The organism is Altericista sp. CCNU0014 (assembly GCF_044923475.1).
In the GTDB taxonomy this organism is placed as follows: domain Bacteria; phylum Cyanobacteriota; class Cyanobacteriia; order Thermosynechococcales; family Thermosynechococcaceae; genus JAAURS01.
Genome location: NZ_CP137338.1, coordinates 3,864,569 through 3,888,177 on the forward strand (window position 1 = coordinate 3,864,569; position 23,609 = coordinate 3,888,177).

General features: G+C 53.8%; 24 protein-coding genes. 6 read left to right on the plus strand and 18 right to left on the minus strand.

The genetic code is table 11. The features are described from left to right. Positions 1 to 6: 6 nt before the first annotated feature. The 3 genes from nuoF to R6H26_RS18445 all read right to left on the minus strand — a co-directional run bounded on the left by nuoF (position 7) and on the right by R6H26_RS18445 (position 5,394). Positions 7 to 1,611 carry an NADH-quinone oxidoreductase subunit NuoF gene (gene nuoF / locus R6H26_RS18435; protein ID WP_404784458.1) on the minus strand — a complete coding sequence of 535 codons (1,605 nt, stop codon included), beginning with the start codon at positions 1,609 to 1,611 and terminating at the stop codon, positions 7 to 9. A gap of 69 nt (positions 1,612 to 1,680) precedes the next feature. Continuing rightward, positions 1,681 to 2,232: a bidirectional hydrogenase complex protein HoxE gene (gene hoxE / locus R6H26_RS18440; RefSeq protein ID WP_404784460.1), complete on the minus strand. Its 552-nt coding sequence runs from the start codon at positions 2,230 to 2,232 to the stop codon at positions 1,681 to 1,683. Positions 2,233 to 2,613: 381 nt separating this feature from the next. Beyond that, positions 2,614 to 5,394: a bifunctional acetate--CoA ligase family protein/GNAT family N-acetyltransferase gene (locus tag R6H26_RS18445; protein ID WP_404784462.1), complete on the minus strand. Its 2,781-nt coding sequence runs from the start codon at positions 5,392 to 5,394 to the stop codon at positions 2,614 to 2,616. A gap of 780 nt (positions 5,395 to 6,174) precedes the next feature. Between R6H26_RS18445 and R6H26_RS18450 the strand changes: the two genes are divergently transcribed. Next, the gene (locus R6H26_RS18450; protein ID WP_404784463.1) at positions 6,175 to 7,767 is read left to right on the plus strand and encodes a helix-turn-helix domain-containing protein; all 1,593 of its coding nucleotides are present in this window, start codon (positions 6,175 to 6,177) and stop codon (positions 7,765 to 7,767) included. 75 nt (positions 7,768 to 7,842) lie between these two features. On the opposite strand, the gene R6H26_RS18455 is transcribed toward R6H26_RS18450, so the two are convergent. From R6H26_RS18455 to R6H26_RS18470, 4 genes are all read right to left on the minus strand, one after another. Further along, positions 7,843 to 8,004 (minus strand): hypothetical protein, encoded by a 162-nt coding sequence (locus tag R6H26_RS18455; RefSeq protein WP_404784465.1) that lies wholly within the window; start codon positions 8,002 to 8,004, stop codon positions 7,843 to 7,845. 201 nt (positions 8,005 to 8,205) lie between these two features. Beyond that, complete coding sequence (locus tag R6H26_RS18460; protein WP_404784467.1) at positions 8,206 to 10,491, minus strand: nitric-oxide reductase large subunit; 2,286 nt, start codon at positions 10,489 to 10,491, stop codon at positions 8,206 to 8,208. A gap of 55 nt (positions 10,492 to 10,546) precedes the next feature. After that, positions 10,547 to 10,864 carry a cupin domain-containing protein gene (locus tag R6H26_RS18465; RefSeq protein WP_404784468.1) on the minus strand — a complete coding sequence of 106 codons (318 nt, stop codon included), beginning with the start codon at positions 10,862 to 10,864 and terminating at the stop codon, positions 10,547 to 10,549. Positions 10,865 to 10,879: 15 nt separating this feature from the next. Then, the gene (locus tag R6H26_RS18470) at positions 10,880 to 11,656 is read right to left on the minus strand and encodes an SAM-dependent methyltransferase (RefSeq protein WP_404784470.1); all 777 of its coding nucleotides are present in this window, start codon (positions 11,654 to 11,656) and stop codon (positions 10,880 to 10,882) included. Positions 11,657 to 11,846: 190 nt separating this feature from the next. Between R6H26_RS18470 and R6H26_RS18475 the strand changes: the two genes are divergently transcribed. Beyond that, positions 11,847 to 12,485, plus strand: a complete 639-nt coding sequence (locus R6H26_RS18475; protein ID WP_404784471.1) for a type I restriction endonuclease subunit R — start codon at positions 11,847 to 11,849, stop codon at positions 12,483 to 12,485. 162 nt (positions 12,486 to 12,647) lie between these two features. Here R6H26_RS18475 and R6H26_RS18480 read toward each other — a convergent pair whose 3' ends face one another. The 4 genes from R6H26_RS18480 to R6H26_RS18495 all read right to left on the minus strand — a co-directional run bounded on the left by R6H26_RS18480 (position 12,648) and on the right by R6H26_RS18495 (position 13,680). Further along, positions 12,648 to 12,905 carry a hypothetical protein gene (locus R6H26_RS18480; protein WP_404784473.1) on the minus strand — a complete coding sequence of 86 codons (258 nt, stop codon included), beginning with the start codon at positions 12,903 to 12,905 and terminating at the stop codon, positions 12,648 to 12,650. Positions 12,906 to 12,988: 83 nt separating this feature from the next. Then, positions 12,989 to 13,228, minus strand: a complete 240-nt coding sequence (locus R6H26_RS18485; protein WP_404791478.1) for a hypothetical protein — start codon at positions 13,226 to 13,228, stop codon at positions 12,989 to 12,991. Beyond that, positions 13,176 to 13,433 (minus strand): Txe/YoeB family addiction module toxin, encoded by a 258-nt coding sequence (locus R6H26_RS18490; RefSeq protein ID WP_404784474.1) that lies wholly within the window; start codon positions 13,431 to 13,433, stop codon positions 13,176 to 13,178. The genes R6H26_RS18485 and R6H26_RS18490 overlap by 53 nt, the downstream gene beginning before the upstream one ends. Next, positions 13,417 to 13,680 carry a type II toxin-antitoxin system Phd/YefM family antitoxin gene (locus R6H26_RS18495; RefSeq protein WP_404784476.1) on the minus strand — a complete coding sequence of 88 codons (264 nt, stop codon included), beginning with the start codon at positions 13,678 to 13,680 and terminating at the stop codon, positions 13,417 to 13,419. Before R6H26_RS18495 ends, R6H26_RS18490 begins: the two co-directional genes overlap by 17 nt. A 225-nt stretch (positions 13,681 to 13,905) precedes the next feature. Here R6H26_RS18495 and R6H26_RS18500 point away from each other — a divergent pair, with 225 nt between their 5' ends. Beyond that, entirely contained in the window at positions 13,906 to 15,180 is a 1,275-nt protein-coding gene (locus tag R6H26_RS18500) for an FAD-dependent oxidoreductase (RefSeq protein ID WP_404784478.1), read from the plus strand. A 50-nt stretch (positions 15,181 to 15,230) separates the two neighbouring features. Here R6H26_RS18500 and R6H26_RS18505 read toward each other — a convergent pair whose 3' ends face one another. The 7 genes from R6H26_RS18505 to cysE all read right to left on the minus strand — a co-directional run bounded on the left by R6H26_RS18505 (position 15,231) and on the right by cysE (position 19,294). Then, a complete protein-coding gene (locus R6H26_RS18505) occupies positions 15,231 to 15,830 on the minus strand; it encodes a (2Fe-2S) ferredoxin domain-containing protein (RefSeq protein WP_404784480.1) in 600 nt (199 codons plus the stop codon). A gap of 30 nt (positions 15,831 to 15,860) precedes the next feature. Further along, a complete protein-coding gene (nifT, locus tag R6H26_RS18510) occupies positions 15,861 to 16,064 on the minus strand; it encodes a putative nitrogen fixation protein NifT (protein ID WP_404784481.1) in 204 nt (67 codons plus the stop codon). Further along, the gene (locus R6H26_RS18515) at positions 16,061 to 16,327 is read right to left on the minus strand and encodes a nitrogen fixation protein NifZ (protein ID WP_404784483.1); all 267 of its coding nucleotides are present in this window, start codon (positions 16,325 to 16,327) and stop codon (positions 16,061 to 16,063) included. Before R6H26_RS18515 ends, nifT begins: the two co-directional genes overlap by 4 nt. Beyond that, positions 16,314 to 17,462 (minus strand): homocitrate synthase, encoded by a 1,149-nt coding sequence (gene nifV / locus R6H26_RS18520; RefSeq protein ID WP_404784485.1) that lies wholly within the window; start codon positions 17,460 to 17,462, stop codon positions 16,314 to 16,316. The genes R6H26_RS18515 and nifV overlap by 14 nt, the downstream gene beginning before the upstream one ends. Before the next feature lie 186 nt (positions 17,463 to 17,648). Continuing rightward, positions 17,649 to 18,191, minus strand: coding sequence for a Dps family protein (locus tag R6H26_RS18525; RefSeq protein WP_404784487.1), 543 nt, complete (start codon positions 18,189 to 18,191; stop codon positions 17,649 to 17,651). A 49-nt stretch (positions 18,192 to 18,240) separates the two neighbouring features. Continuing rightward, the gene (locus tag R6H26_RS18530) at positions 18,241 to 18,513 is read right to left on the minus strand and encodes an Asr1405/Asl0597 family protein (protein ID WP_404784489.1); all 273 of its coding nucleotides are present in this window, start codon (positions 18,511 to 18,513) and stop codon (positions 18,241 to 18,243) included. Beyond that, positions 18,491 to 19,294, minus strand: a complete 804-nt coding sequence (gene cysE, locus R6H26_RS18535) for a serine O-acetyltransferase (RefSeq protein WP_404784491.1) — start codon at positions 19,292 to 19,294, stop codon at positions 18,491 to 18,493. The genes R6H26_RS18530 and cysE overlap by 23 nt, the downstream gene beginning before the upstream one ends. A 1,262-nt stretch (positions 19,295 to 20,556) precedes the next feature. Between cysE and nifB the strand changes: the two genes are divergently transcribed. From nifB to nifS, 3 genes are read left to right on the plus strand one after another with little or no spacing between them, the layout of a single operon-like run. Further along, positions 20,557 to 22,041 (plus strand): nitrogenase cofactor biosynthesis protein NifB, encoded by a 1,485-nt coding sequence (gene nifB / locus R6H26_RS18540; RefSeq protein WP_404784493.1) that lies wholly within the window; start codon positions 20,557 to 20,559, stop codon positions 22,039 to 22,041. 2 nt (positions 22,042 to 22,043) lie between these two features. Beyond that, the gene (locus R6H26_RS18545; RefSeq protein WP_404784494.1) at positions 22,044 to 22,397 is read left to right on the plus strand and encodes a 4Fe-4S binding protein; all 354 of its coding nucleotides are present in this window, start codon (positions 22,044 to 22,046) and stop codon (positions 22,395 to 22,397) included. Continuing rightward, positions 22,394 to 23,599, plus strand: a complete 1,206-nt coding sequence (gene nifS, locus R6H26_RS18550) for a cysteine desulfurase NifS (RefSeq protein WP_404784496.1) — start codon at positions 22,394 to 22,396, stop codon at positions 23,597 to 23,599. Before R6H26_RS18545 ends, nifS begins: the two co-directional genes overlap by 4 nt. Positions 23,600 to 23,609 lie beyond the last annotated feature (10 nt).

Consider the following 23,609-nt stretch of genomic DNA (forward strand, 5'->3'; position numbering starts at 1 on the left):
TCGAGGTTAGGGGATGGCGGCTGCGTCCTGACGCAAGAGCGCCTCGTACTCGCCCTTGAAATACCGAAGGGTACTCAGCACCGGATTCGGAGCCGATTGCCCCAACCCGCACAGGCTCATTTCCTTCACCATTTGACAGAGCGCTTCCATTTTGTCGAGGTCCGATGCCGTGGCCTGACCCTTGACAATTTTGGTCAGCATTTCGTGAAGTTGCACCGTTCCAGCCCGACAGGGCACGCACTTGCCGCAACTTTCGCCCCGGCAAAAGTCCATGTAAAACTGAGCAATTTCCACCATGCTGGTGGACTCATCCATCACGATCATGCCGCCGGACCCCATCATGGTACCGAGGCGTTGCAAGGACTCGTACTCCACGGGCGTGTCGAAAAATTCCGCTGGAATACAGCCCCCCGAAGGCCCCCCCGTTTGCACCGCCTTCACGCGACCGTCCGGCACGCCCCCGCCCATCTCTTCTACGATCTGGTGCAGGGTCGTCCCCATCGGCACTTCCACCAACCCCGTGTTCTGCACCTTTCCGGTGAGGGCAAACACCTTCGTGCCCTTGCTCTTTTCCGTACCGATGCTGCTGTACCAGTCCGCTCCCTTGCGCAGGATGGGCGTGATATTGGCATAGGTTTCGACGTTGTTGATCAAAGTCGGACACTCCCACAACCCCGCTTCTGCCGGATAGGGAGGGCGCGGGCGCGGATTGCCGCGCCCTCCCTCAATGGAGTGGATCAAGGCGGTTTCCTCGCCGCAAACAAAGGCTCCGGCTCCAATCCGAATATCGATTTTGAAGTCGAACCCAGACTCGAAAATTTGACTGCCCAGCAATCCGTATTTCTTCGCCTGCTGGATGGCTTTATTCAAGTGCTGAATTGCCAAGGGATACTCGGCCCGGACGTAGATAAATCCGTGACTCGCACCGATCGCATATCCGGCGATCGCCATCCCCTCCAGCACCCGATGGGGGTCGCTTTCCAGCACGCTGCGGTCCATAAACGCCCCCGGATCGCCCTCATCCGCATTGCAGATAACGTACTTCTGATCCCCCGGCATTTTAGCCACCGTCGCCCACTTCAGCCCCGTAGGATAACCGCCGCCACCCCGTCCGCGCAAGCCGCTTTGAGTGATTTCCTCCACCACCTCGGCGGGGGTCAGCTCGTAGAGCGCTCGGTAGAGGGATTCGTAGCCGCCCGCTGCGATGTATTCCTCAATCCGTTCGGGATCGATTTGACCGCTGTTTTCCAGCACGATGGGTTGCTGTCCGGCAAAGAAAGGCTGGTTTGGATCGCAGGGTTGTGCCTTCACCGCCCCCGTTTGAATCCCGGCAGCAAAAGAGGGCGCATCTTCCGCCGCGACCTGCTCGTACAGCTTGCCGTCGGGATCGGTGGCGACCAGCGGGCCGCGCCCGCAAAAGCGCAGACAGCCGACGCTAGAGACTTCCACGTCTTCCGTCAGCCCTGCGGCGGCAATTTCGTCCTTCAGCGCTTTCAGAACGGCTTCCGCCCCAGAAGACTGACACCCCGCCGCCGTGCAACAACGGATGCGTTTCGGCTTGCGGCGATCGCGCTCTTCGGCGGCAATGCGGTATAGCTCTGTGATATCCATCCTGCAACTCCTCTCTAAACCAACGTGCTACAGAAACCAACGTGCTAGAGCCAATCGGTCGGGATAAATCTAGATTTCGGACAACGTTTTGGACAACGCTTGCACCTTTGCCAACGATTCTTCCGGCGTGAGCTTACCGCCGACGACCCCATCGAACACCACTGCGGGTGCAATCCCGCAGGCCCCGATACAACGGGCAGAGAGCAACGAAACCTGTCCGTCGGGAGTGGTTTCGCCCATCTTGATGCCCAGTTCAGACTCCAGCCGTTCGACAATCTGGGTTGCGCCTTTGACATAGCAGGCCGTCCCCAGACACACCACGCAACTGTGGACGCCGCTGGGTTTGAGGGAAAACAAATGGTAGAACGAGGCAACCCCATACACCCGACTCAGCGGTAGCTTCAACTGACGGGCAATGTAAAGCAACACTTCCTCCTCCAGATACCCAAAGGATTCCTGCGCTTTATGCAACACCTCGATCAGCGCGTCGGGCTGATAGCGGTTGCGCTTCAGCGTCATGTCCAGGGTTTTGTAACGGCGATCGCAACTCGTTGCGGATCGAGCCATTGATGAACTCTCTGGCTGGCGAACCTGGGAAACTTGAGTATCGAGTGTTGGCATAGGTCACCTCTGCGAAGCGGGCAGGCTCTCTTGACCGAAAATGCTACAGAAGATTGGAGGTCTCAGAAATAACCTCGCTAGTTCAATAATAAAACTTTTAAAAAGCTTCGTATTTATCATCGAAAATTAATTTTTCGGACGGTCAAAGCCCATGAATTTTAGCTCTGAGTTTATTCGAGCCGACTTAAATTGGATAACTGAAGCTCCCTTTTTAAGGGAATTTTTAGATACTCTAGAGGCAAAAAAAGGAATTAAACCAATCAATTTAACAATCATTATGTTGTTTTAATTCCTGCCTCTATTCATACCTCTATGCTAGATCGAAAATGAGTTTTCGATCTACGAAATCGAGTTTTTTTGTATTTAATCCAAGACATCTGCCTAGGGTAACTGAATGGATGCCACAACGAGTCGAGGCGATCGCCTCAGCGCAAATCCAACCTTCTCGGACACCCGTTGCATGGCTGTATTTTCGGGCAGGATTTCCGCCGAAACCAGATCCAGGTGTTCGTTGCGGGCCACGTCCAACAAACGGCGCAACATTTCAGTCCCGAGTCCCTGGCGTTGGTAGCGATCGCTCACCATCAGCGAAAACTCCGCTTCGTTGACGCCGTGCAGTTTGCTCAAGCGGGCCACCGCCAGAATTTCGCGATCGCCCGTTTCGGGATTTTTATAGTCTGCAACGAGGGCCATTTCGCGATCGTAGTCAATGAAGCAGAGGCGCATGAGCCGTTCGTGGGCGGTACGCTGGCTCAACTTCATCAAATGGAAGTAGCGAAAATACACGCTTTGTTCCGAGAGGGTTTGGTGAAACTTCACGGCCAAAGGTTCGTCCTCCGGTCGGATGGGACGGATCTTGACCGGGGTGCCGTCTCGCATCTCCCAAGTCCCCACGTATTGGATGGGATAGGGCTGAATGGCGGGCTTCGGCAGCTCGTGGAGCGCTAGCGTCGGATCGTGGAGGACCACCCGCGCGTCCAAGGCGATGAACGGCGATCGATTCCCATCTGGCTCCGTTGTCACCAGCAATGGATTAATATCGATCTCCTTAATCCAGCGCTGTTCCACGACCAACTGGCTGAAGCGAACCATCAGCTTCGCTAAGGCATCCAAATCCACAGGGGCTCGCCCGCGCACGCCCTTGAGGGCTTTGTAGATTTGGGTTTGCTCCATCATCCGCCGCGCCAAAGTCGTGTTGAGGGGCGGGAGGGCGATCGCCCGATCTCGATACACTTCCACCAGTTGCCCGCCGCTGCCGAACAGCAACACAGGCCCGAACTGTGGATCGATGCTGCTGCCCACAATCAGCTCGTAGGCATCGCTGAGACGCACCATGGGCTGCACCGTCACGCCCTGGAAATGCTCCGGCCCTACCCGTTCGCCAACGGTTTTGACAATGGATTCAAAGGCCCGACGCACCGCCTCGCGATCGCCGAGATTGAGCTGCACCCCGCCCACGTCGGTTTTATGGGTAATGGTTTCCGACCAAAGTTTGAGCACCACCGGATACCCCAGGCCGTCCGCCCGCTCCATAGCGTCCTCAACCGTAGAGGCCGTAAGGGTTTGAACCGTGGGCAAGTGGTAGGCCGCTAAAACCTGTTTCGATTCCGTCTCCGTCAGGAGGGTGCGCCCCTCCGCCCGCGCGCAGTCCAGAATCGCCGTCACCGCCTCCCGATCGGGCGATCCGTCGGCATCGTCGGCGAGGCTGGGGGTTTCGTACAGGGCTTGGAGGTTGTAGCTAGACTGCCACATATAGTTAAACACCCGCGCTGCCGAATCCGGGTAGGCATAGGTGGGGATGCTGGCGCTATTCAGGATGGCCTCCCCCGCCAGCACATCGGCCCCGCCCATCCAACTGGCCAGGATCGGTTTGGGCGATCGCCCCTGCTGGGGGTTTTGTTCTAAATAGGTCTTCAGCTCCTCCGCAATCTGGGTGGGTTCCGTCATGGCCTGGGGCGTCAAAATCACCAGCGCGCCATCGCTGTTGGGGTCTTGCAGGACGGCATCCACGGTTTTCAGGTAACGCTCCGGCGTTGCATCCCCCAAAATATCCACCGGATTGCCGTGACTCCAGAAGGGGGGCAATACCTCATTTAAACGCTCCGTCGTCTCTGGCGAGAGGGTCGCTAACTCCCCGCCTGTAGTGGCTAACATGTCCGTCGCCAACACCCCAGGACCGCCCGCATTGGTGATAATCGTCAGGCGCGGCCCCTTGGGGCGGGGTTGCTTGGCTAACACTTCCGCCATATTGAACAGCTCCGAAATTCGCGTCACCCGTAACACGCCGCAGCGCCGAAAGGCCGCATTCAACACATCGTCGCTCCCGGTCATCGCTCCAGTGTGGGAGGCCGATGCCTTGGCGGCTGCTTCCGTACGTCCGGCTTTAATCACGATAATGGGTTTGGCAAACGCGACCTCCCTCGCCGCCGACAGAAAGGAGCGCGCATCGCCGATGGATTCCATGTAAATCACGATGCTTTGGGTGTGGGGATCGTCGCCCAGGTAGTAGATTAAATCTCCCCAGCCCACGTCCAGCATGGAGCCGATGGAAATAAAGGCGCTAAAGCCTACATTTTCCCGAAAGCTCCAGTCCAGAATGGAAGTACACAGCGCCCCGCTCTGGCTGATAAACCCCACATTCCCAGGGCGCGCCATGGCACTGGCAAAGGTCGCATTCAGTCCCGAATGGGGATTCATGAGACCCAAACAGTTGGGGCCAATAATCCGCAGTCCATTCTGCCGCGCCTCCGCTAAAATTTGTTGTTCCAGGGCAATCCCCTCCGGCCCGATTTCCTTAAACCCTGCCGAGACAACAATGGCGCTTTTGACCCCAGCAGCAACGCATTCGCGCACCAGCCCCGGCACCGTTGCAGCGGGGGTAGCGATGACGGCCAGATCTACGGCATCGGGAATGTCCGCTAAGCAGGGGTAGGCTTTGATACCCATGACGCTGTTGCGTTTGGGATTGACGGGGAATACCGTTCCGCCAAACGGGTTTTGAATCAAGTTCCGTAGGAGAGTCTTGCCCACGCTCCCCGGCGATTCGCTGGCACCAATCACGGCGATCGATTGCGGTTCGAAAAAAGACTTCAGCACCTGACGTTCCGAACGCAGAATGTCGTAGGCGGGATCGGTCATCCAGGTCTCGGTCTTCAATGTCATGGGGATACCTCTTTTCTAGATTGGGTGGATGGGTCGCGCGCGATCGGCGGTACCAATTCAGCAACTGGACGAGGATACTACCTTGTCAGGAAGCGATAGAAACCTCAAGTCTCCGATTTGACCGTACTTTAGAAGTCACAGAGATAATCCCAAAGTATCTCTAAGCGTGAATTCATTCTAACTAAGCGTGAATTCCAGAAATATATTGCTTATTAGGCATGCAGGCGTACTGCGGCTCGAGCGCATCTACGCAAATTCGAGCGCATACCAACTTCCTGCACTGACACGCGCAGAGAAGTTGGGGTCTTTTCTTAAAAGATCGGTTACGGCTAAACAGCGCTTTACATCGTACACCTGCGAATCAGAAAAACATGCAGCGCGCAAAACTGAGGCAACTTGTTGCCACCGCAGTTTAATATTTTCTGTTCCAGTTCCCTCCCTACAAGCTACTACACTTTACTTTTCCGAACAACATAACAGATCCAACGCAGATCCAAGGTCGAGCCAAAATCTTAAGAAAAGATAAAATGCGCGACTCGATACAGTTCTGGATCCTAGTAATTTAGTAAATATACTCATAAGAATTCTGAAATCGAGGCAAGGCGTCCGTTTAAGGTTTAGTTGTCTCGTGAATTCGAATCTTACAGATATATCCCATCGGCGATCTGTGGTGAGCGAGAGAATCGGTCTATCCGGTTGAGATTTTTATCGCTCCGTAATGAATGCCATCGTTCAGTCTCTACTCCCGGTCCAGCACACTTGAAGTAGCGAGGTAAGATCGTGGCCCAAGCCATTACCAATGAATGCGATCGATGCGATACTTGCGCGCCGTTATGCCCGGTAGATGCCATCAAAACAATCGACGATCGGTATTGGATCGATCCCACGCTCTGTAATGACTGCGAGGGTTATGCGGAAGAACCCGTTTGTGCGAGCAGTTGTCCTATCTCGGTACCCGTTCCTTGGCAAGCCAAAAAAGGGAGGCTCAAAGCAGACGAGCGCCCGATCCGGCCCGATCTGTTTGCGAATGGGAAGAACCATCCGTTTGCATCGTCAATTGTGTCTTGGGAGTTATGCAACGTATTGGCGCAACGACAATCGCTACCCTGGGAAACCGATGCGGACGGAGCGATGGTCTATGGCCGTCCGATCAACCAAAATCGCGGGCACCTTTCCTTTCAAATTGCAGAAGCCCAGCCGACAGAAATTGTCAAACCGCTTGCTGGGAAAAAGGCGCGCGATCGCATTAACGCCCTAGATATCCGAGCCGCTTGTTTGCATCTCCTCTATGCAGCCTATGCCACTACTCTGGAAAAACCTTGGGAGGAAGTGTTCGAGATCGACGATCGAACGATCGAAGCTTACCTCGGCCTCGACAAGCGCAAGGATCTCAGCAAAATTGACAAACTAGCGCTCGTCAAAGAACTGGTGCAGCAGCCCTGCTCGTTGCTTACAACGATGCACTGGCCGCAACAAGGAAAAATCCAGGCTTTTGAACTCAAGAACAGTCGCCTCTGGCACCTGCAAGAGATCGCACACCACTTTCAAGAAGACGAACTGGGTTACCAACATCTAGTGGGAATTACCGTCAGCATTAAAGCAGGTCAATGGACCCAGTATTTCCTCAACCGCAAAGACTGCAAGGAAAGGACGGCATTTTACCAATACAGTACCCTGCCGAAATCCCTCCTGACTGCTGCGATGGGCCAATGGCAACAGCACGAAGGCGCAGTGCGGATGATGTTCTGGCTGCTTTTTAAGACCAAGGTGGGCAAAGATCAGCGCATCACTGCACCCACGCTGATGCGGGTGGCCTATGGCGCGGATAAAGTCCAACGGGCGGCAACGTCGCGCGAAGATCGAAAACGACTGCTCCGCTGTTTTGAAAGCGACCTGGAAGTTTTGAACCACTTCGGCCTCAAACCCATGTTCGATCCGGTGACGTACCCAGAGGAGATTCAACCCCTCTGGGCAAAACTGTCCGAGCTGCCCGACGATGCGGAAGCGGCGCTGGAATTTTGGACGAACGACGGAACCCTGACCAATCGGTTGACGGACGCCGGGCCGCGCGGCAAGTGGAACCGACTCATGAATGCTCGTTTTAGCTACTTCCATTTGCCCTCTGACTGGGAACAAGTATCTCCCAAGCCCGAACCCAAGCGATCGACTCGGACGAAGAAGCAAGTTCAAGAGCCAATTGTTTTAGACAGCCAACAAATTGTAGAAGCTCGAAAAAGTTTGGGTTGGAGCCAAAGAGAGCTGGCTCAGAAAACTAAAAAAAGCCAAAGCTGGATTCGAGATCTTGAAAACGGACGATTTAGCGCCAAAGCTAAGGAGCGGACGTTGCTCAAACAGCTTTTAGGGATTGACTGAACGTCTCTCGAGGGTTCAGGCGTCAATCGACAACTCCAGCAACTGCCCTAACCCAGGCAAGCTGCTAAATCTGCCTCAGGTGTAGAAATTGCTTGCGAGCGATAGGTTTGCAAACTGAAAGGGTTTAAACGCGGCCAAGGGATGCACGATCGCCAATGCGATCGCCTCGAGCAGCAATCTCAACTCTTCCAACCCCAAGCGCCAGATCCAATCTAACCGTTGCCAGCCAGTCCTCAACCATGCCTCAAGCCCAAAACAGTATTGATATTAAAGCCGTGCTAAAGCGCTACGACAATATTCAGGGTGCCCTGTTTACCTAGGTTTAAGCAATTGCAAGGAATCGTGTCCTACCATCGGGGCGGCAAGATTACTATCTTGGATGGGGAAGGGTTGGAGGCGATCGCTACGGGTAAAGGCGATCGCACTCCAGACCCGTCTCTATGAAGGCTGCGCATCTGTGGGTGTCGGAGTTGGAGTCTGAAACACCGCCGGGATGGCCCGCAGGGCAAACACCACCATTGCCAGCGCGCCAAAACTGAACAGAATATCCCCTGGGATTCTCAGCCAGACGGTCCACTGCATCCAGGGACTCCCGATCGCCTCAGCACTACGGGCATACCAGGTGCCATGATTGACCGATTGCACGAGTTGGTAGAACCCGTTGGGAATCAGCCCAGTCACCAGCATAGCGACCAATCCTCCGTTTAAAGACCAGAATGAAAACCGCAGCAGCTTTTCATTCCAAGCCCGATCTGGCACAATTTCACGCAGAGCGAATAGCATCAGAGCCAAGGCCAGAGACCCATACACACCAAACAGAGCCGAGTGAGCATGAATTGGAGTCGTGTTGAGTCCTTGGGAGTAGTAGAGAAAAATCGGCGGATTAATCAGAAACCCAAAGACCCCCGCGCCAACCAGATTCCAGAAACAGGTGGCCAGAAAAAATCGCAACGGCCAACGATAGAAGCCTTCTGCTTCCTGAGATAGACGTAAAGTCTTGACGACTTCAAAGCCAATCAGAGTCAATGGCACCACTTCGAGGGCCGAGGCCACGGCTCCCATGGCGGCGATGAACACAGGCGTTCCCGCAAAGTAGAGATGGTGCAGGGTGCCAATTACACCGCTACCGAGGTACAGAATGGTGGTTAAATAGGTGGCGCGCAAGGCAGAAGACTTTTTCAGGAAGCCTAGTTCGCTACAGAGGTAGGCGATCGTCACGGTGGCAAACACCTCAAAAAATCCTTCCACCCAGAGATGCACCACCCACCAACGCCAGTATTCCGCCACACTCAACGGGGTGTGATTGGTATACATCAACCCCGCCGAGTAGAACAGCGGGATCGTAATCGCGCTATAGAGGAAGAAATGATTGAGTCCGGTGCGATCCGCGTCGTGCTTCAGGGCAGGCTTGAGCGCCCGGTACATTAGCCAGAGCCAGAACACCATCCCGCCAATCAGCAGCAGTTGCCACACCCGACCCAGTTCCACATACTCGTAGCCCTGATGCCCCCACCAGAAGCTGTATTTACCCAAAATTCCCTGAATCCCAGACCAGGAACCAGCTAAAGAGCCGACCACAACCACCGTTAATGCCGTCAGTAGCCCCGCATTGCCCCAGGCTTGGCGCTTGGGTTCATGTTGACCGAAGCGCGGGGCGAAATAGAGTCCAGCCGCCAACCAGCAGGTGGCAATCCAGAAAATCGCTAATTGGAGGTGCCAGGTGCGCGATGCAGCATAGGGTAAGTATTGTTGCAACGGAATCCCGTAAAAGCCATCCCCTTCGACCGCATAGTGAGCCGTCACCATGCCCATGACGATCTGGACTAAAAACAAGGCCATGGCTACACCAAAAAAGAGGCTGGTGACTTTCTGGCTCGGCGTCGCTAGACGAATAGCAGGCCGTTGGGCCACCGTCAGAACTTCATCGGCTTCGGTTTGGGTGAGATAGAGGGTGAGGAAGAGGGCGATCGCCGCAATCAGCACCACAACCGACACAATGGACCAGACCACAAACTGTCCTGGGGGTTGATTGCCAATCAGGTCATCGTGGGGCCAATTGGCGGTGTAGGAAAACGGCGCATTGGGGCGATTGGCTGCTGCTGCCCAAGAAGTCCAGGTAAAAAATGCGGTGACATCATGAATTTGCTGGTCGTTTTGGAACCAGCCATCGGGAATGGAGTGGATGCGAGAACCATGAGCCAGCAGTTGTTTATAATCCTGAAAAACTTTCCGCAAACCCTGGGCTTGGACTGCGGTCAAGACTAGTTCTCCAGTCTGTGGGTCATAGCGGTTGGTTTTAAATTGCTCGCTCACTTGCGCTTGCAAACTGGCTCGTTCTGGCGCGGTCAGGGCTTGCAGGTCAGCTTCGGAAAATTGCGGATTGTTCTGGGCTAGTACCCCCGCTGTGGCCAATCCCCAGCGATGCAAGACATCGGCAGTCCAATCGGGAGCCAGGTAGCTGCCATGCCCCCAAATGCTACCAATATGCTGGCCACCTCGTCCCAAATAGGTTTCTTGCCCATGCTGGATATCTGCCTGAGTGAGAATAATTTCCTGTTGGGGAGAACTCACAGTTACCGGAATGGGCGGCGCATTTTTCCAGATGGCGGCTCCGGCACCGATCAACACGGTAAAGGTAATGATGCAAATTAAAACCAACCAAGCGGGCAAACTGAGTCGTCTCGGTCGGCTAGGAATTGGAATATCTAAGGTTGAATCGACCATCGCTGTCGCTCCCAGATTGAGTTAGGGCAGAACGTTATCGTGTTCGGAAAGGTTTTTAGGTATGTAAGAACGCGAGATTTTCCAATGCTTGCAGCGAATGGGGCGTATAGGCAGGCATGTAAACGAATACGCCCGGTTCCAATGTAACTTCGCGACCGTCAAGGGTGAGGATGCCTCGTCCTTCGATGACGGTCACCGTCACATTGCGGGGGGCGGTATGTTCAGCGACGTGAGTGCCCGCGCTTAAGCACACCAAACTGAATTGCCCCTGCTCGTCTTTAACCAGGGATGTTCTCGAAACGCCGGATTTAGTATAATCTGCCCGATCGCGGAGCTGAATAGTTAATGGCGCTGATTGAGTATGGGTTGTCATCTGGATTCTCCTTGATTAAATGCGTGTGGCACACAGAACGATGTAGCCCAAGTCTTGCCGATATTGGCGGAAGGCTCGGCGCATCCCTAAAACTCGTTTTCGCAGGTTGGGTTGGGTGAGGATATTCCCGAAAATCCGAACGGTATTCACCAGCCCTTCATCCTGAATCATTCGACCAATATTTAGCAGTCCTAGGGGGCCAGTTTGGTGCTGATGAACGGCTAAGCCCGCTGCTATGCAAGCTGAAATCCAGTTCGCCTCGGATAACGGCGTAGAGTTAGCTCGGATGGTTTGCGCTAAAAGCTGATGAATTTCTTCCTCATGGGCTTGTGCCAAGAGTTCGTGGGATAGAAATTTACCGCCCGGTTTGAGGCGATCGCGCACTCCGCTCAAAATCTTGGCCTTTCCGGCGGGAGATTGCAGGGTCAGAATGGCTTCTGCCAAAACATAGTCAAAGGTGTCTGGAAGGGTGTCTAGCTGGAAAATATCTCCTTCAATCAGAGTAATCTGTCCTGATAATCCGGCGGCCTCCACTTGGGCACGAGCCCGCTGAACGCTGTCAGGATTTTTCTCCATCCCGACGACGTTAACGCCAAATCGCTGGGCTAGGGCGATCGCACTTTCGCCAAAGCTGGAAGCTAACTCCAGAACGGTGTCGCCGGGTTTAAACTCGGCCCACTGGAACAATTGCTCGGTGGCGAGTTTTCCGCCCGGTCGCAAAATCTTCTTGCCCGCTGAGGCTAAGACCTGATGTCCTGTTGCAGTCTGGACGTTGAGCAAAGTGTTGGTCATGGTCTCGACCTTCCTGCTTGAGACTGTCCTGCTTCCAGTGTCTCAAGCATTCTGATATCGGTCTATGAGCTAGCTCATAGTTGGATGAAGACTGCTCGATTTTGGCGATCGCTCGTTTTGGCAATCCGACGAATATAGCTTTCAGTTGGGTAACGATTATGATGAACGTAAGCCTAGATCAATGCCCCCTATGTCACTTGCGATTACAGAAGCAATTACCACGCTCGCCGAAGCAGAACGACGATTCAATCTGTCGCGAACGGAGGATGAGTCGTTTTTCTTGGAGTGGCAGACGATGTTGCCGGAGCTTTCATCGGTTGAGACATTCGCGTTAGATGACGTGCGACGGCGTTATTTATACCAACGGTCTGAGGGGCAGTTGTTAGAAGGAACCGTAACTTTGTTGCTGGCTTCGCCGCTGCTGGCGATCTCAGGATTTTACGATCCGCCGTTTCGGGTTCGTGCTGAGGAGTCGATTCAATTGAGACTGGATGATGGTGAAGAGATCCTGCAAGGGCGAATGGATGTATTGGTACTTTTGAATCAATTTTGGGTGGTGGTGTTGGAGTCCAAGAAAACGGCTCTGTCGGTTTGGGTGGCTCTGCCTCAGACGATGGCTTATCTGATGGCTAATCCTCGGCCTGAGCAGCCCAGTTTTGCCATGGTGACCAATGGGGACGATATTTTGTTTGTGAAATTGGTACAAGCTGAGCCGCGATGCTATGCACTATCGCGTATTTTTGCACCGTTTACTTCAGGTCGAGAGCTTTGTGGTGCTTTGCAGGTTCTAAAACGGATTGGTCAGACGATTGGAGCGGTTGCGGGGTAGGCGATCGCGATTGCGGCATAAAAATTCGCTCAAAGGATTACTTGCGGTAGCGTCGATAAATATCGAAGTCGCTATCTAATGTGGCGATTGCAGCAATGTCTAACCGTTCAGGAATTTCAATTAAACTCGGACTACTACCAATTAGGCTGAATGGTGGATAGGTCATGGGTGCCGTTGTTTCAGATAGGCGGCGATCGCCTTTTTGCGAGTTGCGCGTTCGGATAAGTCGGGCGGTGCATCCTGCAAAAGATGCTGAGGATGTCCTCCCCGTCTTTCGATAAAGGTACTGTCTAGATTAAGAGCTAACCATCGTTCCCGAATCAGACGTGTAACCAGTTCACTTCGGTTAATATCCGTTTCATGGGCGAGGATTTCAGTCAACTGTTGTTCTGTTTCAGGATCTAATCTGACGGTCAGCATAACGGTAATACTTGTATGACACGTATGACAATCATAGCCAATTCTTTTGCGTTCAGCCGTGTTGTCTTCATGCGATCGCCCTCCTAAAGCGTCAGCAATTTCCGCCGCATGGCTTCCATACAAAGGGCAACACGGGGACTGGTGTGGTTTTCGTCGAGATAGTCGATGTCGAGTTTGACTTTGAGATGTTGAACGCAATTTTGGACGGTTTTGAGAGAGAGGTTCATGTGCTGGGCGATCGCTAAATTCATTTCAACTGCGATCGCCCTACTACTCATAATGCGACCAAACAGACACAACCCTAATCGTTTTCGTTTCCTCATCAATCGAATAAACCAGACGATGTTTAATATTGATCCGCCTCGAATAATATCCTTTTAGATTGCCAGATAGTTTTTCATAGGGAGGCTCGTAAGGATCTCTTTTGAGAATATCGAGTAAACTGCTAACATTGTCCGCCAAATTAGTAGCCTTCAATTTTTTGGCATCCTTCAGTACAGCTCGACTAAACTCAATCTTCCAACCCATGTAATACCTGCATAAATTCTTCTTCAGACCCCCAATCGTCTAACTTCTCTGCTTCTCCGATCGACTCCACAAAACCAGGGATAGACTGTAAATAAAGCGTTTCCTGGATACTTTCCCAATCATCTTTAGACAGCAAGACCGCATCTCCCTGGCGACTCGTGATGACTCGCGGCGAATGATCTTTATTCACCTGCTCAACTAAGCTAAATAACTTTGCTCTAGCTTCACTCGCACTTAAGATTTCCATGGACATCCTATACTCGTACCACTCATTGTACCACTTTCATGATTGGGCTAATGTATCAGCACGATCTTAACGAGAGCCAAGCCTGTACCTAACACCGTCACCCCGGACAGAGGCAGATGACGAATCCATAACATTATCCCTCCAGTCCAGTGCCGATCGCATTTCCAGAATCGTCTTAGAGGATAATGACAGCAGCGTAAAATTTTCATCCCACTGAATTGCACCATGACCGCTACCCAAGTTCTGACCGCCGGACCCGAATCGCGATCGATCCACCATCAAATTGTAATTGTCGGCGGCGGCGCGGCGGGCCTCACGGTTGCAGCCCAGCTCGCCGATCGAGATTCAGCCTTAGATATTCTGATTCTTGACCCCTCCGAATCCCATTACTACCAGCCCGCTTGGACGCTGGTTGGCGCGGGCTGCTATCGCTACGAAGATACCGTTAAGCCGACAAAAAGCGTTATCCCTGCGGGCGTACAATGGCGGCAGGATGGAGTCGTTTCCTTTGACCCAGAGGCAGATCGACTGCAAACCCAGCACGGCGCTACCATCACTTACGAAATCTTGATTGTCTGTCCGGGCATTCAGCTCGACTGGGACAAGGTGGTCGGTCTCAAAGAAGCCCTCGGCAAAGATGGCGTTTGTAGCAACTATGCCGTCGGGGGTGCAAACTACACCTGGGAACTGCTGAACGACTTTAAAGGCGGCAATGCTCTCTTTACCTTTCCCGCCACGCCTATCAAATGCGCGGGCGCGCCTCAGAAAATTATGTACTTGGCAGACGATATCTTTCGTCGCAATGGAGTGCGATCGCAAACCAATCTCAGCTACTGTACCGCTGGCCCTAAAATTTTCGCCATCGAAACCTTCGTGCCACCGCTTACGCAGGTGCTAGAGCGCAAAAATATTGCAATGAAACCGAAACACAACCTCAAGGAAGTTCGCGCCCAAGCAAAGGAAGCCATCTTTGAAGTCGCGACGGCAGACGGAACGGATACCGTAACGCTGCCCTACGATATTCTCCACGTTGCGCCGCCCATGAGCGCGCCGGACTTTATCAAGAACAGCCCGCTGGCGATCGCGGGACCGGGGGGCTGGGTGGACGTGCACAAGCACACGTTGCAACACAACCGCTACCCGAATGTTTTTAGCTTGGGAGATGCATCTTCATTACCCACATCTAAGACCGCAGCAGCCATTCGCAAAGAAGCGCCCGTTCTGGTCCAAAACTTGCTCGACTACTTGAGCAAAAAACCTTTGGAAGCCCGCTATAACGGTTATAGCTGTTGTCCCCTCATTACGGGTTTTGGTAAAACAATCCTGGCAGAGTTTGACTACGATGGCAAACCAGAACCTAGTTTTCCCCTAGACCCAACCCAGGAGCGCTACAGCATGTGGATTCTCAAGCGCCATGTTTTACCCTGGGTCTATTGGAATCGCATGTTGAAAGGAAAACAGCATGAAGGAGAACCGATCCGAAAGTGGTTGAGAGCGTGATGGATTCAACCCGATACTTTATCTTCTCTGTATCTTCTCTGTCGTCGGGATTAACTCGGACCAGGCCCAAAATGTTTGGCGATCAACTCGGGAACGTGATGCGGCTCCACCTTGTTGTATAAATGTTTCCCAGGCATCACCATCAAACTGGGTGCTGTAGAACAACGCTTCTGACAACCCGTGTACTGAATATCAACCCGATCGCACAAATTGCGATCGCGCAGGGCCTTCTCCAATACCCGATCGAGCGCGCGCCCGCCGCGTTTTTGGCAACCCGATTTGTGGCACAACTGAATTTTGAGGCGAGAGGTAGGTACAGCATCGTTGACTAGAGCGCAATGGGCGGGAGCGGCGATCGCCGGGAGCGGCTGGCTGGGCATCGCACTCGCGCGCAACCGCACTTCATTCGCCTTTAACTTAAGCGTTCCTTTGGATGGGTCGAATTCGCCTTGCCCCGTGACTTGGATGGGATCTTCCAGCGCCAGTCCGGCCCGCAAGGTCAATCGCAAGTGTTTGGGTAACTTAACCTGGAAATTCTCAGCAGCGAGACCCACGTTCAGGTACTTTAGCTTGTGCCCTTCGGCAGCAAAGCCTAAGAACCGCCCCTCAATATTGAATTCAAAGCGTTGGCCGTTTTGGATGGGTTTCATGGGTCAACTCCTGAGTTACCTACAAACAACTTAAGCTAAACGTCGAGCCTCAAAAGTTTTCGGCAGTGTTAAAGGGTCGTCGAGATCGGCGATCGCCAGTTCCCACCCGTTAGCGAGCGTGAAAATCGTACCGTCCTCGGCGAGGGTTTCTTTCACCACTTCTTCCTCCAGATCTTTCTTGGCCACGTAAGCGACCAGATGGCCTACTGCATTGTGGCGTAGCATCACTTTCATGAGAGTTCCTCTGCGAGTTCGAGTTCTTTGGTGCGGCAGCCCACCACGTAGCCTTTCTCAATAAAGTGAACGGCATAAATGTAGGAGCTTTGAAGAAAAGTGCCAATGCTGACCACATAGCCCACTTCTCCCTTTTTGGCGAGGGTTGCGCCAATATCTTGACCGGGAAAGGTCCCGTCGTTGCGGATGAGCTTCCGCACCCGCACCTTTTGACCGATGTCAAAGCAGGGCGGGTTATCGATTTCAATTTCATCGGAGGACATGGGCATACCTCTGGGTATGGGCGAGATTCAACAATTCGTCAACAGTTAGACTGCGCTTTGTCTCTGTAGACTTCTGACGGACGGCATCCAGAACCGTTTGAACTTCATCGGGGTCTAAAAAGATGCCGTTCTGTTGCAGCAGTTGGGCGATCGAATGCCGCCCCGAATGCTTGCCCACTACAAAGCGACGCTCCCAACCGACCTCCTCAGGCGCAAAGGGTTCGTAGGTGATGGGATTTTGCAGGACGCCGCGAGCGTGAATTCCCGACTCGTGGGCGAAGGTATTGTCGCCTACGACGGCTTTCCAGGGCGGTACGGGGCAGTTGGAGGCTTTGGCGACCAGTCGGGATAGTTCCAGCAAGCGTCGGGTTTCGATAGGCACGGGGACTTGGTAAATGCGCTTGAGAGCCATGACGACTTCCTCTAGGGCTGCATTGCCAGCCCGCTCGCCCAGGCCGTTGACGGTGGTATTGACCGATTGCGCTCCGGCTTTCAGACCCGCCAAGGCGTTTGCGGTAGCCAATCCCAGATCGTTGTGGGTGTGCATTTCCACTGGAATTTCGAGGGCAAATACTAGTTGCCGTACTTTGTGATAGATCGCCAGCGGATCGAGGATGCCGACGGTATCGCAAAAGCGAAATCGGAAGGCGCCCCACGCTTGGGCCTGCTGCGCTACGTCCATCAAAAAGCTCTCGTCGGCCCTAGAGGAATCTTCACCGCCGACCGCAACGTCTAGACCGCGATCGCAGGCGAAGGCCATGACTTCCCGCAGGCGTGCCAGCATGACGCGCCACTGCCCGTGGAATTTTGCAGCAATTTGAATCTCGGAGACGGGGATGGAAATATGCACCCGCTTGAGGCCGCAGGCGATGGAGGCTTCCAGATCGCTGCGAACGGCTCGATTCCAACCCAGAAGTTTAGCCTTGGGGCCGAGATCGACTACGGCGCGAATGGCCTGCATTTCGGCAGTTCCCATGGCGGGAATGCCCACTTCCAATTCCTGTACCCCAATGGAGTCGAGGAATTGGGCGATCGCCACTTTCTCTGCCACGTTGAAGGCAACGCCCGCAGCCTGTTCGCCATCGCGCAGGGTGGTGTCGTTAATGTGAATGGGATGGGGGGGAAGATTGCTCATGGTTTGATGGGGGTGGGGTAGATCGGTTTGGACGCTCGATCGGATGGGATATGTCTGCAAACAACGCTTTCAAGAAGAATTGATTTGCCGCCCATACCATCGCACCAAAACTGAGCACGGTCAGGGTAGAAGTTACCATAAACCCTCCTGAGGGAACGAGTCGTTGGGTCGCGATCGGAGTTTGGGTTATGTGCCTTGAACGAAGGCGAGCGTTAAGCTATCGTGGGCGAGGAAGTGGGCTAAGTGAAAGGCCCGATCTTCCGTTTCCAGTAAGATTTTTTCGTAGAGATACCGGGTGGCGCGATCGCCGATACTTTCGGCTTGGGCGGCTTGGCTGCGCAGGAGTTTGATGATGTCCTGTTCGGCAGTTAAGTCGTGCTCTACCATTTGACGTTCGGGGTACGCACCGTCCGGTTCTGGGGTAAAGCAGCAGAGTTCGGCGAGTTTGGTAAAGCTGGCGGCAGGGGTGCCACCCAAGCCGTTCAGTCGCTCGGCGAGGTCGTGAACAGCCTCCTGAGCTGCACCGTAGCTGTCTTGAAAGAAGGAATGCAGGGCGTAAAACTCGGATCCTTCGACGACAAAATGATGCTTTTGGTATTGCAGGTAAAGGGATTGAAAGCTGGAAAGGGCTAGGTTGAGTCCTTCGCAGACGGGAGCGGTCACGTCTCGCTCGAGGCCGACGGGGTTGTCTAGAACTTCGCCAAAGGGTCGGAAGATGGTTTGTGGCATGGGAGGCTCCTTGTGGGATGAATGGAAAGATGGGGGAGGGGAAGACACTTTAGGCGAGACCGTCGCTCTGCCAACAGCGCTCTAGCCAATCCAGTAGGTCGCGGCGCGAGGCGGTGAACTGCTGAATCGTACTGCGCACTAATAGAAGGGCGATCGCGTGATCGACTGCGACGCGCAGGGTGCCGTCGGCGGGGCAGGTACAGGGGATCTGCAGTTCCCGCAGGCGGTAGCAGACCTGCCATCGATCGGGCTGGGCGATCGCCACGATTTGGTCGGCGCTCGACTCCCGATGGAAGGGCTTAGTGAGGGGTGTGGGTATCATGGGACTGGCTCGCAGGTGGGGTTAGGGTTTGCAGTTGGCGTTCGAGATGCTCGATCCGCTCTAGCAGCATCCGAATGGCTGAGGCTTCGGCATCGGGCATTTGGTTGTGATCTAAGGGACAAAATGGCGTTTTGGTCCGGCAGAGGTTGCGACCGGGCACCCCCACTACCGTGCAATCGGAGGGGACATCCCGCAGGACGATCGAACCCGCACCGATCCGCACGCAGTCGCCAATCTCAATATTGCCGAGGACTTTAGCGCCCGCACCCACGACGACATGATTTCCTAAGGTGGGATGGCGTTTGCCGCTTTCTTTGCCCGTCCCGCCCAGGGTTGCACCTTGATAGATCAGCGCGTAGTCGCCCACAATCGCGGTTTCGCCAATGACGACGCCCATGCCGTGGTCGATAAATACGCCCTGACCGATCGCCGCGCCGGGATGAATTTCAATCCCGGTCAGAAACCGTCCTACGTGGGCAATGAACCGAGGCAGGACTGGCAGGCGGAGATGGTGGAGCCAATGGGCGAAGCGATGGAGCGTGAGGGAATGAAAGCCGGGATAGCACAGCAATACTTCCAACCAGTTGCGGGCGGCAGGGTCGCGCTCGAAAATAATCTGAAAGTCGCTGACGATCGCCTTGAGTCCGCTGAAGAGGCAATCGCTTGCGGATGCTCTCTCAACGGATTCCAATGCGCTGGGAGTCGTTCGCCTGCCGAACGGAAGGCTCGCAGCCCAGTTCGGAGGGAGATTCAAAGATAGAAACTTGGAAGACTGCACCATTGGAGTCGGAGAGATGCGAAAGGTATCTATTGCTTATAGCAAGTCCCTTCCGTCCCGCCAAACGCAGCGGCGCGAATAGAATTTATTGAATTACTTAAAAAGGACTCACGGCCTCAACCCCTGTCCCAATTGGGATCTTCAAAATTCCTTGGGGGAGGGGTTCTAGTTTTAAGCTTAGGGGGTGCAAGTATTAATGGGAATGGGGAATTGTATTGGATGTACTCACTGGAAACCAAACGATCGTCAGGCGTTGACCGAATTTTTTGACCTCATTTTGCAAGCGAACAATGTACTCACACTTCAACTCGAATCTTTCGATTAATATTGTCGCACAACTTTCTGTGTCGTTCGCTACAGTTTTTATTTTAGAAGTAGAATTTGTACGATCCACTTATTTTTAATATTGTTTTTGGTTTTCAAAGTCCCCTTCGACTGAGAGGCGGCCTGATGGAGAGCAAAAGACTCTAAACGCTTTCTGGGAAAAGATTTAAGCTTAAGCATCAAGGCTTCCGCTCCTGTTTAAAACGGTATTATAGATAGCAGTTTTTTGACAAAATGATAATTCTGATACAGAATCGAACAAAGTAAGGTCTTGTCAATCTAGTTCAAAAACCTCAAATTTTCCTCGCTGGCTTAGGTTTAGAGTTGTCCAGAAGGGGGCATTGCGTTGAGGATTGAGTACAAATACTTTTGAGTCTTAAAAATACGAAAAAAGACCTCCATGTCCTGCTCTGTCTGAACTTGAGTTGAGTACAATAATTTCTGCCGCCACGGCCCAACAATACTCGTACCCTACCCCAATAATACTCGTACCTCCACCTCATCCATAAAATGAAGTCCCCAACTAGTCGGGTGTGGAGGGGTTGAGTGCATTCCTAAGTAATTCAATAAATCCTATCGGCGACGGTATTTTCCGTCGCTTTTTTGCGGCTTGGTATAACGTTCTCATCGCTCATCGCTCCGCCGTTCTAACGCAGAACCCGAACCCATACCGTTCTCCACCTGGCGGTCGAGCAGTATGAGCGCCATTCCAGTTCCCTTGGATTGTCAGATGAGAAGTTGCGTCTTCGCTGCATCTCCTTGAAGAATACCCGCGATCGCAGGTCGGTCGAGTTTAGGGTTTCTCCCCTGCGCAGGCAGATCGATTCAGGACAGACGCATCTTCTTCATCTTCTCTCTTCTCTTCTTATTCTTGTTTTCTTATTGAAAGTTAAATAGAACGGTTCTCCTCGCCAACCCTTGTAACCCTGGAAAGTACGCACATGACTCCCCCACCCGACTCGGCACTTCTAGATACTCCGGTTAAGGATCTGACCATCACAAAGTCAACCGATCCAGCGAATCCCAAAGCTAAGAAATCTGGCGGCAATTGCGGCTGCAGCACCAACGAAAGCGCCAAACCCGCGCTCGACCAAAAAATGATGGATCGGATTTCCAAGCACCCCTGCTACAGCGAAGAAGCCCACCACCACTACGCCCGGATGCACGTCGCCGTTGCCCCGGCCTGCAATATTCAGTGCAACTACTGCAATCGCAAATACGACTGCGCCAATGAAAGCCGCCCCGGTGTGGTGAGCGAACTACTGACGCCAGAAGAGGCCGCCCACAAGGTATTAGTGATTGCGGGCAAGATTCCCCAGATGACGGTCTTGGGGATTGCTGGCCCTGGCGATCCGCTGGCAAACCCAGACAAAACCTTCCGTACCTTTGAACTGATTGCCGATAAGGCCCCTGATATTAAACTGTGTCTCTCGACCAACGGGCTGATGCTCCCCAATCATGTGGATCGCATTAAAGCCCTCAACGTGGATCACGTCACCATCACGATTAATATGGTGGATCCAGAAATCGGAACCAAGATTTATCCCTGGGTGCGCTACAACCGCAAGCGTTACACGGGCTTAGAAGCAGCTCGCATCCTCCACGAGCGCCAAATGGAAGGACTCCAAGCGCTCAAGGAAGCCGATATTCTCTGTAAGGTGAATTCGGTGATGATTCCAGGGATTAACGACGAACACCTGGCGGAAGTAGACCAAGTGATTCGTCAGAACGGGGCATTCCTCCACAACATCATGCCCCTGATTTCTGCTCCAGAACACGGCACCCACTTCGGGTTGACGGGTCAGCGCGGTCCTACTTCTAAGGAGCTCAAAGCGCTTCAAGATAAATGCGCCGACAGCAACATGAAGATGATGCGTCACTGCCGTCAGTGCCGTGCCGATGCGGTGGGCTTGTTGGGTGAAGACCGCTCCCAGGAATTCACCAAGGACAAGTTCATGGAAATGGAGCCAGAGTACAACGCCACAGTGCGTCAAGTGGTGCATTCCACCATTGAGCAGCGGCGCATCGAGCAGCAAGCCATCAAAGCTCAGGTGAAAAAGGCTCCTGCTGTTGAAACGCCCAAAATTTTGCTAGCTGTCGCGACCAAGGGCGGCGGATTAGTGAATCAGCACTTCGGTCATGCCAAGGAGTTCACGATCTACGAAGTGGATGGCAGCGAAGCTCGCTTTGTAACCCACCGCAAGATCGACCAATACTGCCAAGGCGGCTACGGCGAAGAAGCCACCTTGGAAGGGGTAATCAAAACCATCGCGGATTGCAAGGCCGTGCTGGTTTCCAAAATTGGCGATTGCCCTCAGAAAGAGCTGGAAATGGCGGGCATCCAATCCGTGGAAGCCTACGATGTCATCGAAAAAGTGGCCCGAGAGTATTACGACCAGTACCTGCAAACCCTGCAAGGAGGGTAGTCATGGCTTTCCAAATCACTCAGAAGTGCATCAGTTGCGATCGCTGTCGTCCGGTCTGCCCGACGGGAGCCATCCAAATCCAAGACAACCGCTACTTCATCAATGCCGATCTCTGCAACAACTGCGAAGGACATTACTCAGTACCGCAATGTCGCGCGGCCTGTCCGGCCAACGGCGGCGGATGCATTCCGGTCTTCCAAGATTATTGGGACTGGTGGTTTGCTACCTACAACCGCCATATCGATCGCCTCAAAGGCACGGCTTCCGCAGACTATTGGGAGCGCTGGTCTGAAGTCTATTCCGCAAAAATTGCTGCCCTGATCCATCCCGCCCAGTCCGCAGGAGCACAACCATGACGGTTATTTACCTAGACAACAACGCCACCACCAAGGTCGATCCGGAAGTGGTTCGAGCAATGCTTCCATTCCTCACGGAGTTCTACGGCAACCCGTCCTCCATGCATACCTTTGGTGGCCAAGTGGGCAAAGCAGTCAAAACCGCACGATCGCAGGTCGCCCAACTCCTCGGCGCAGAGGACTCGGAGATTGTCTTCACCAGTTGCGGCACCGAGGGCAACAATACCGCCATTCGCGCTGCGATCGCCGCCCAACCCGACCGCAAACACATCATCACCACGGCAGTAGAACACCCCGCAGTGTTGAACGTGTACAAGCAGCTCGAAAAGCAAGGCTACACCGTCACCTACCTCTCGGTGGATGGCAAAGGTCAGCTCGACCTCATGGAACTCGAAGCGTCCCTGACGGGCAATACCGCCTTAGTTTCCACCATGTACGCCAACAACGAAACGGGGGTTGTCTTCCCCGTGGAGCGAGTGGGACAACTGGCCAAGGAATACGGTGCCGCCTTCCATGTGGATGCCGTCCAGGTCGCGGGGAAACTTCCCCTCGACATGAAGACCAGCACCATCGACCTGCTGACCATTTCCGGCCACAAGCTCCATGCTCCCAAGGGCATCGGCGCGCTCTACGTGCGTCGCGGGTTCCGCTTCCGTCCCTTCCTGCTGGGCGGTCACCAAGAACGCGGTCGTCGGGCTGGAACGGAAAATGTTCCTGGCATTGTGGCCTTGGGCAAAGCTGCCGAGCTGGAATCCCTGCACATGAAAGAAGCCATCGCGCGGGAACGCCAACTGCGCGATCGCCTAGAGCAAAGCCTTCTCAAGGCCATTCCCGATTGCGAAGTCAACGGCGATCGCAAGCAGCGCCTGCCCAATACCACCAACATCGGCTTCAAGTACATCGAAGGCGAAGCTATCCTGCTCTCCCTCAACCAGTACGGGATCTGCGCCTCCTCTGGCTCCGCCTGCACTTCAGGATCGTTAGAACCCTCCCATGTGCTGCGGGCCATGGGTTTGCCCTACACCATCCTGCACGGCTCCATCCGCTTCAGCCTGTCCCGGTACACCACCGAAGCCGAAGTCGATCGCGTCCTCGCCGTGATGCCGGGGATTGTGGAACGCCTGCGCGCCCTCTCCCCCTTCAACAGCGACGCCTCCGACTGGCTCCAAGGCCGCGAAGAAGCCGTCCTCGCCACTCGCTAACTTCCCCATC

Coding starts and splice junctions, on each gene's coding strand:
- R6H26_RS18490 (WP_404784474.1), bottom strand. CDS start 13,433: ATGGGTTGGAAGATTGAGTTTAGTCGAGCTGTACTGAAGGATGCCAAA.
- R6H26_RS18460 (WP_404784467.1), bottom strand. CDS start 10,491: ATGGTCGATTCAACCTTAGATATTCCAATTCCTAGCCGACCGAGACGA.
- R6H26_RS18500 (WP_404784478.1), top strand. CDS start 13,906: ATGACCGCTACCCAAGTTCTGACCGCCGGACCCGAATCGCGATCGATC.
- nifT (WP_404784481.1), bottom strand. CDS start 16,064: ATGAAAGTGATGCTACGCCACAATGCAGTAGGCCATCTGGTCGCTTAC.
- R6H26_RS18530 (WP_404784489.1), bottom strand. CDS start 18,513: ATGATACCCACACCCCTCACTAAGCCCTTCCATCGGGAGTCGAGCGCC.
- R6H26_RS18495 (WP_404784476.1), bottom strand. CDS start 13,680: ATGGAAATCTTAAGTGCGAGTGAAGCTAGAGCAAAGTTATTTAGCTTA.
- nifS (WP_404784496.1), top strand. CDS start 22,394: ATGACGGTTATTTACCTAGACAACAACGCCACCACCAAGGTCGATCCG.
- nuoF (WP_404784458.1), bottom strand. CDS start 1,611: ATGGATATCACAGAGCTATACCGCATTGCCGCCGAAGAGCGCGATCGC.
- R6H26_RS18525 (WP_404784487.1), bottom strand. CDS start 18,191: ATGCCACAAACCATCTTCCGACCCTTTGGCGAAGTTCTAGACAACCCC.
- R6H26_RS18485 (WP_404791478.1), bottom strand. CDS start 13,228: ATGAGGAAACGAAAACGATTAGGGTTGTGTCTGTTTGGTCGCATTATG.
- R6H26_RS18480 (WP_404784473.1), bottom strand. CDS start 12,905: ATGCTGACCGTCAGATTAGATCCTGAAACAGAACAACAGTTGACTGAA.
- R6H26_RS18505 (WP_404784480.1), bottom strand. CDS start 15,830: ATGAAACCCATCCAAAACGGCCAACGCTTTGAATTCAATATTGAGGGG.
- R6H26_RS18545 (WP_404784494.1), top strand. CDS start 22,044: ATGGCTTTCCAAATCACTCAGAAGTGCATCAGTTGCGATCGCTGTCGT.
- cysE (WP_404784491.1), bottom strand. CDS start 19,294: ATGGTGCAGTCTTCCAAGTTTCTATCTTTGAATCTCCCTCCGAACTGG.
- nifV (WP_404784485.1), bottom strand. CDS start 17,462: ATGAGCAATCTTCCCCCCCATCCCATTCACATTAACGACACCACCCTG.
- nifB (WP_404784493.1), top strand. CDS start 20,557: ATGACTCCCCCACCCGACTCGGCACTTCTAGATACTCCGGTTAAGGAT.
- R6H26_RS18465 (WP_404784468.1), bottom strand. CDS start 10,864: ATGACAACCCATACTCAATCAGCGCCATTAACTATTCAGCTCCGCGAT.
- R6H26_RS18515 (WP_404784483.1), bottom strand. CDS start 16,327: ATGTCCTCCGATGAAATTGAAATCGATAACCCGCCCTGCTTTGACATC.
- R6H26_RS18445 (WP_404784462.1), bottom strand. CDS start 5,394: ATGACATTGAAGACCGAGACCTGGATGACCGATCCCGCCTACGACATT.
- R6H26_RS18475 (WP_404784471.1), top strand. CDS start 11,847: ATGTCACTTGCGATTACAGAAGCAATTACCACGCTCGCCGAAGCAGAA.
- hoxE (WP_404784460.1), bottom strand. CDS start 2,232: ATGCCAACACTCGATACTCAAGTTTCCCAGGTTCGCCAGCCAGAGAGT.
- R6H26_RS18470 (WP_404784470.1), bottom strand. CDS start 11,656: ATGACCAACACTTTGCTCAACGTCCAGACTGCAACAGGACATCAGGTC.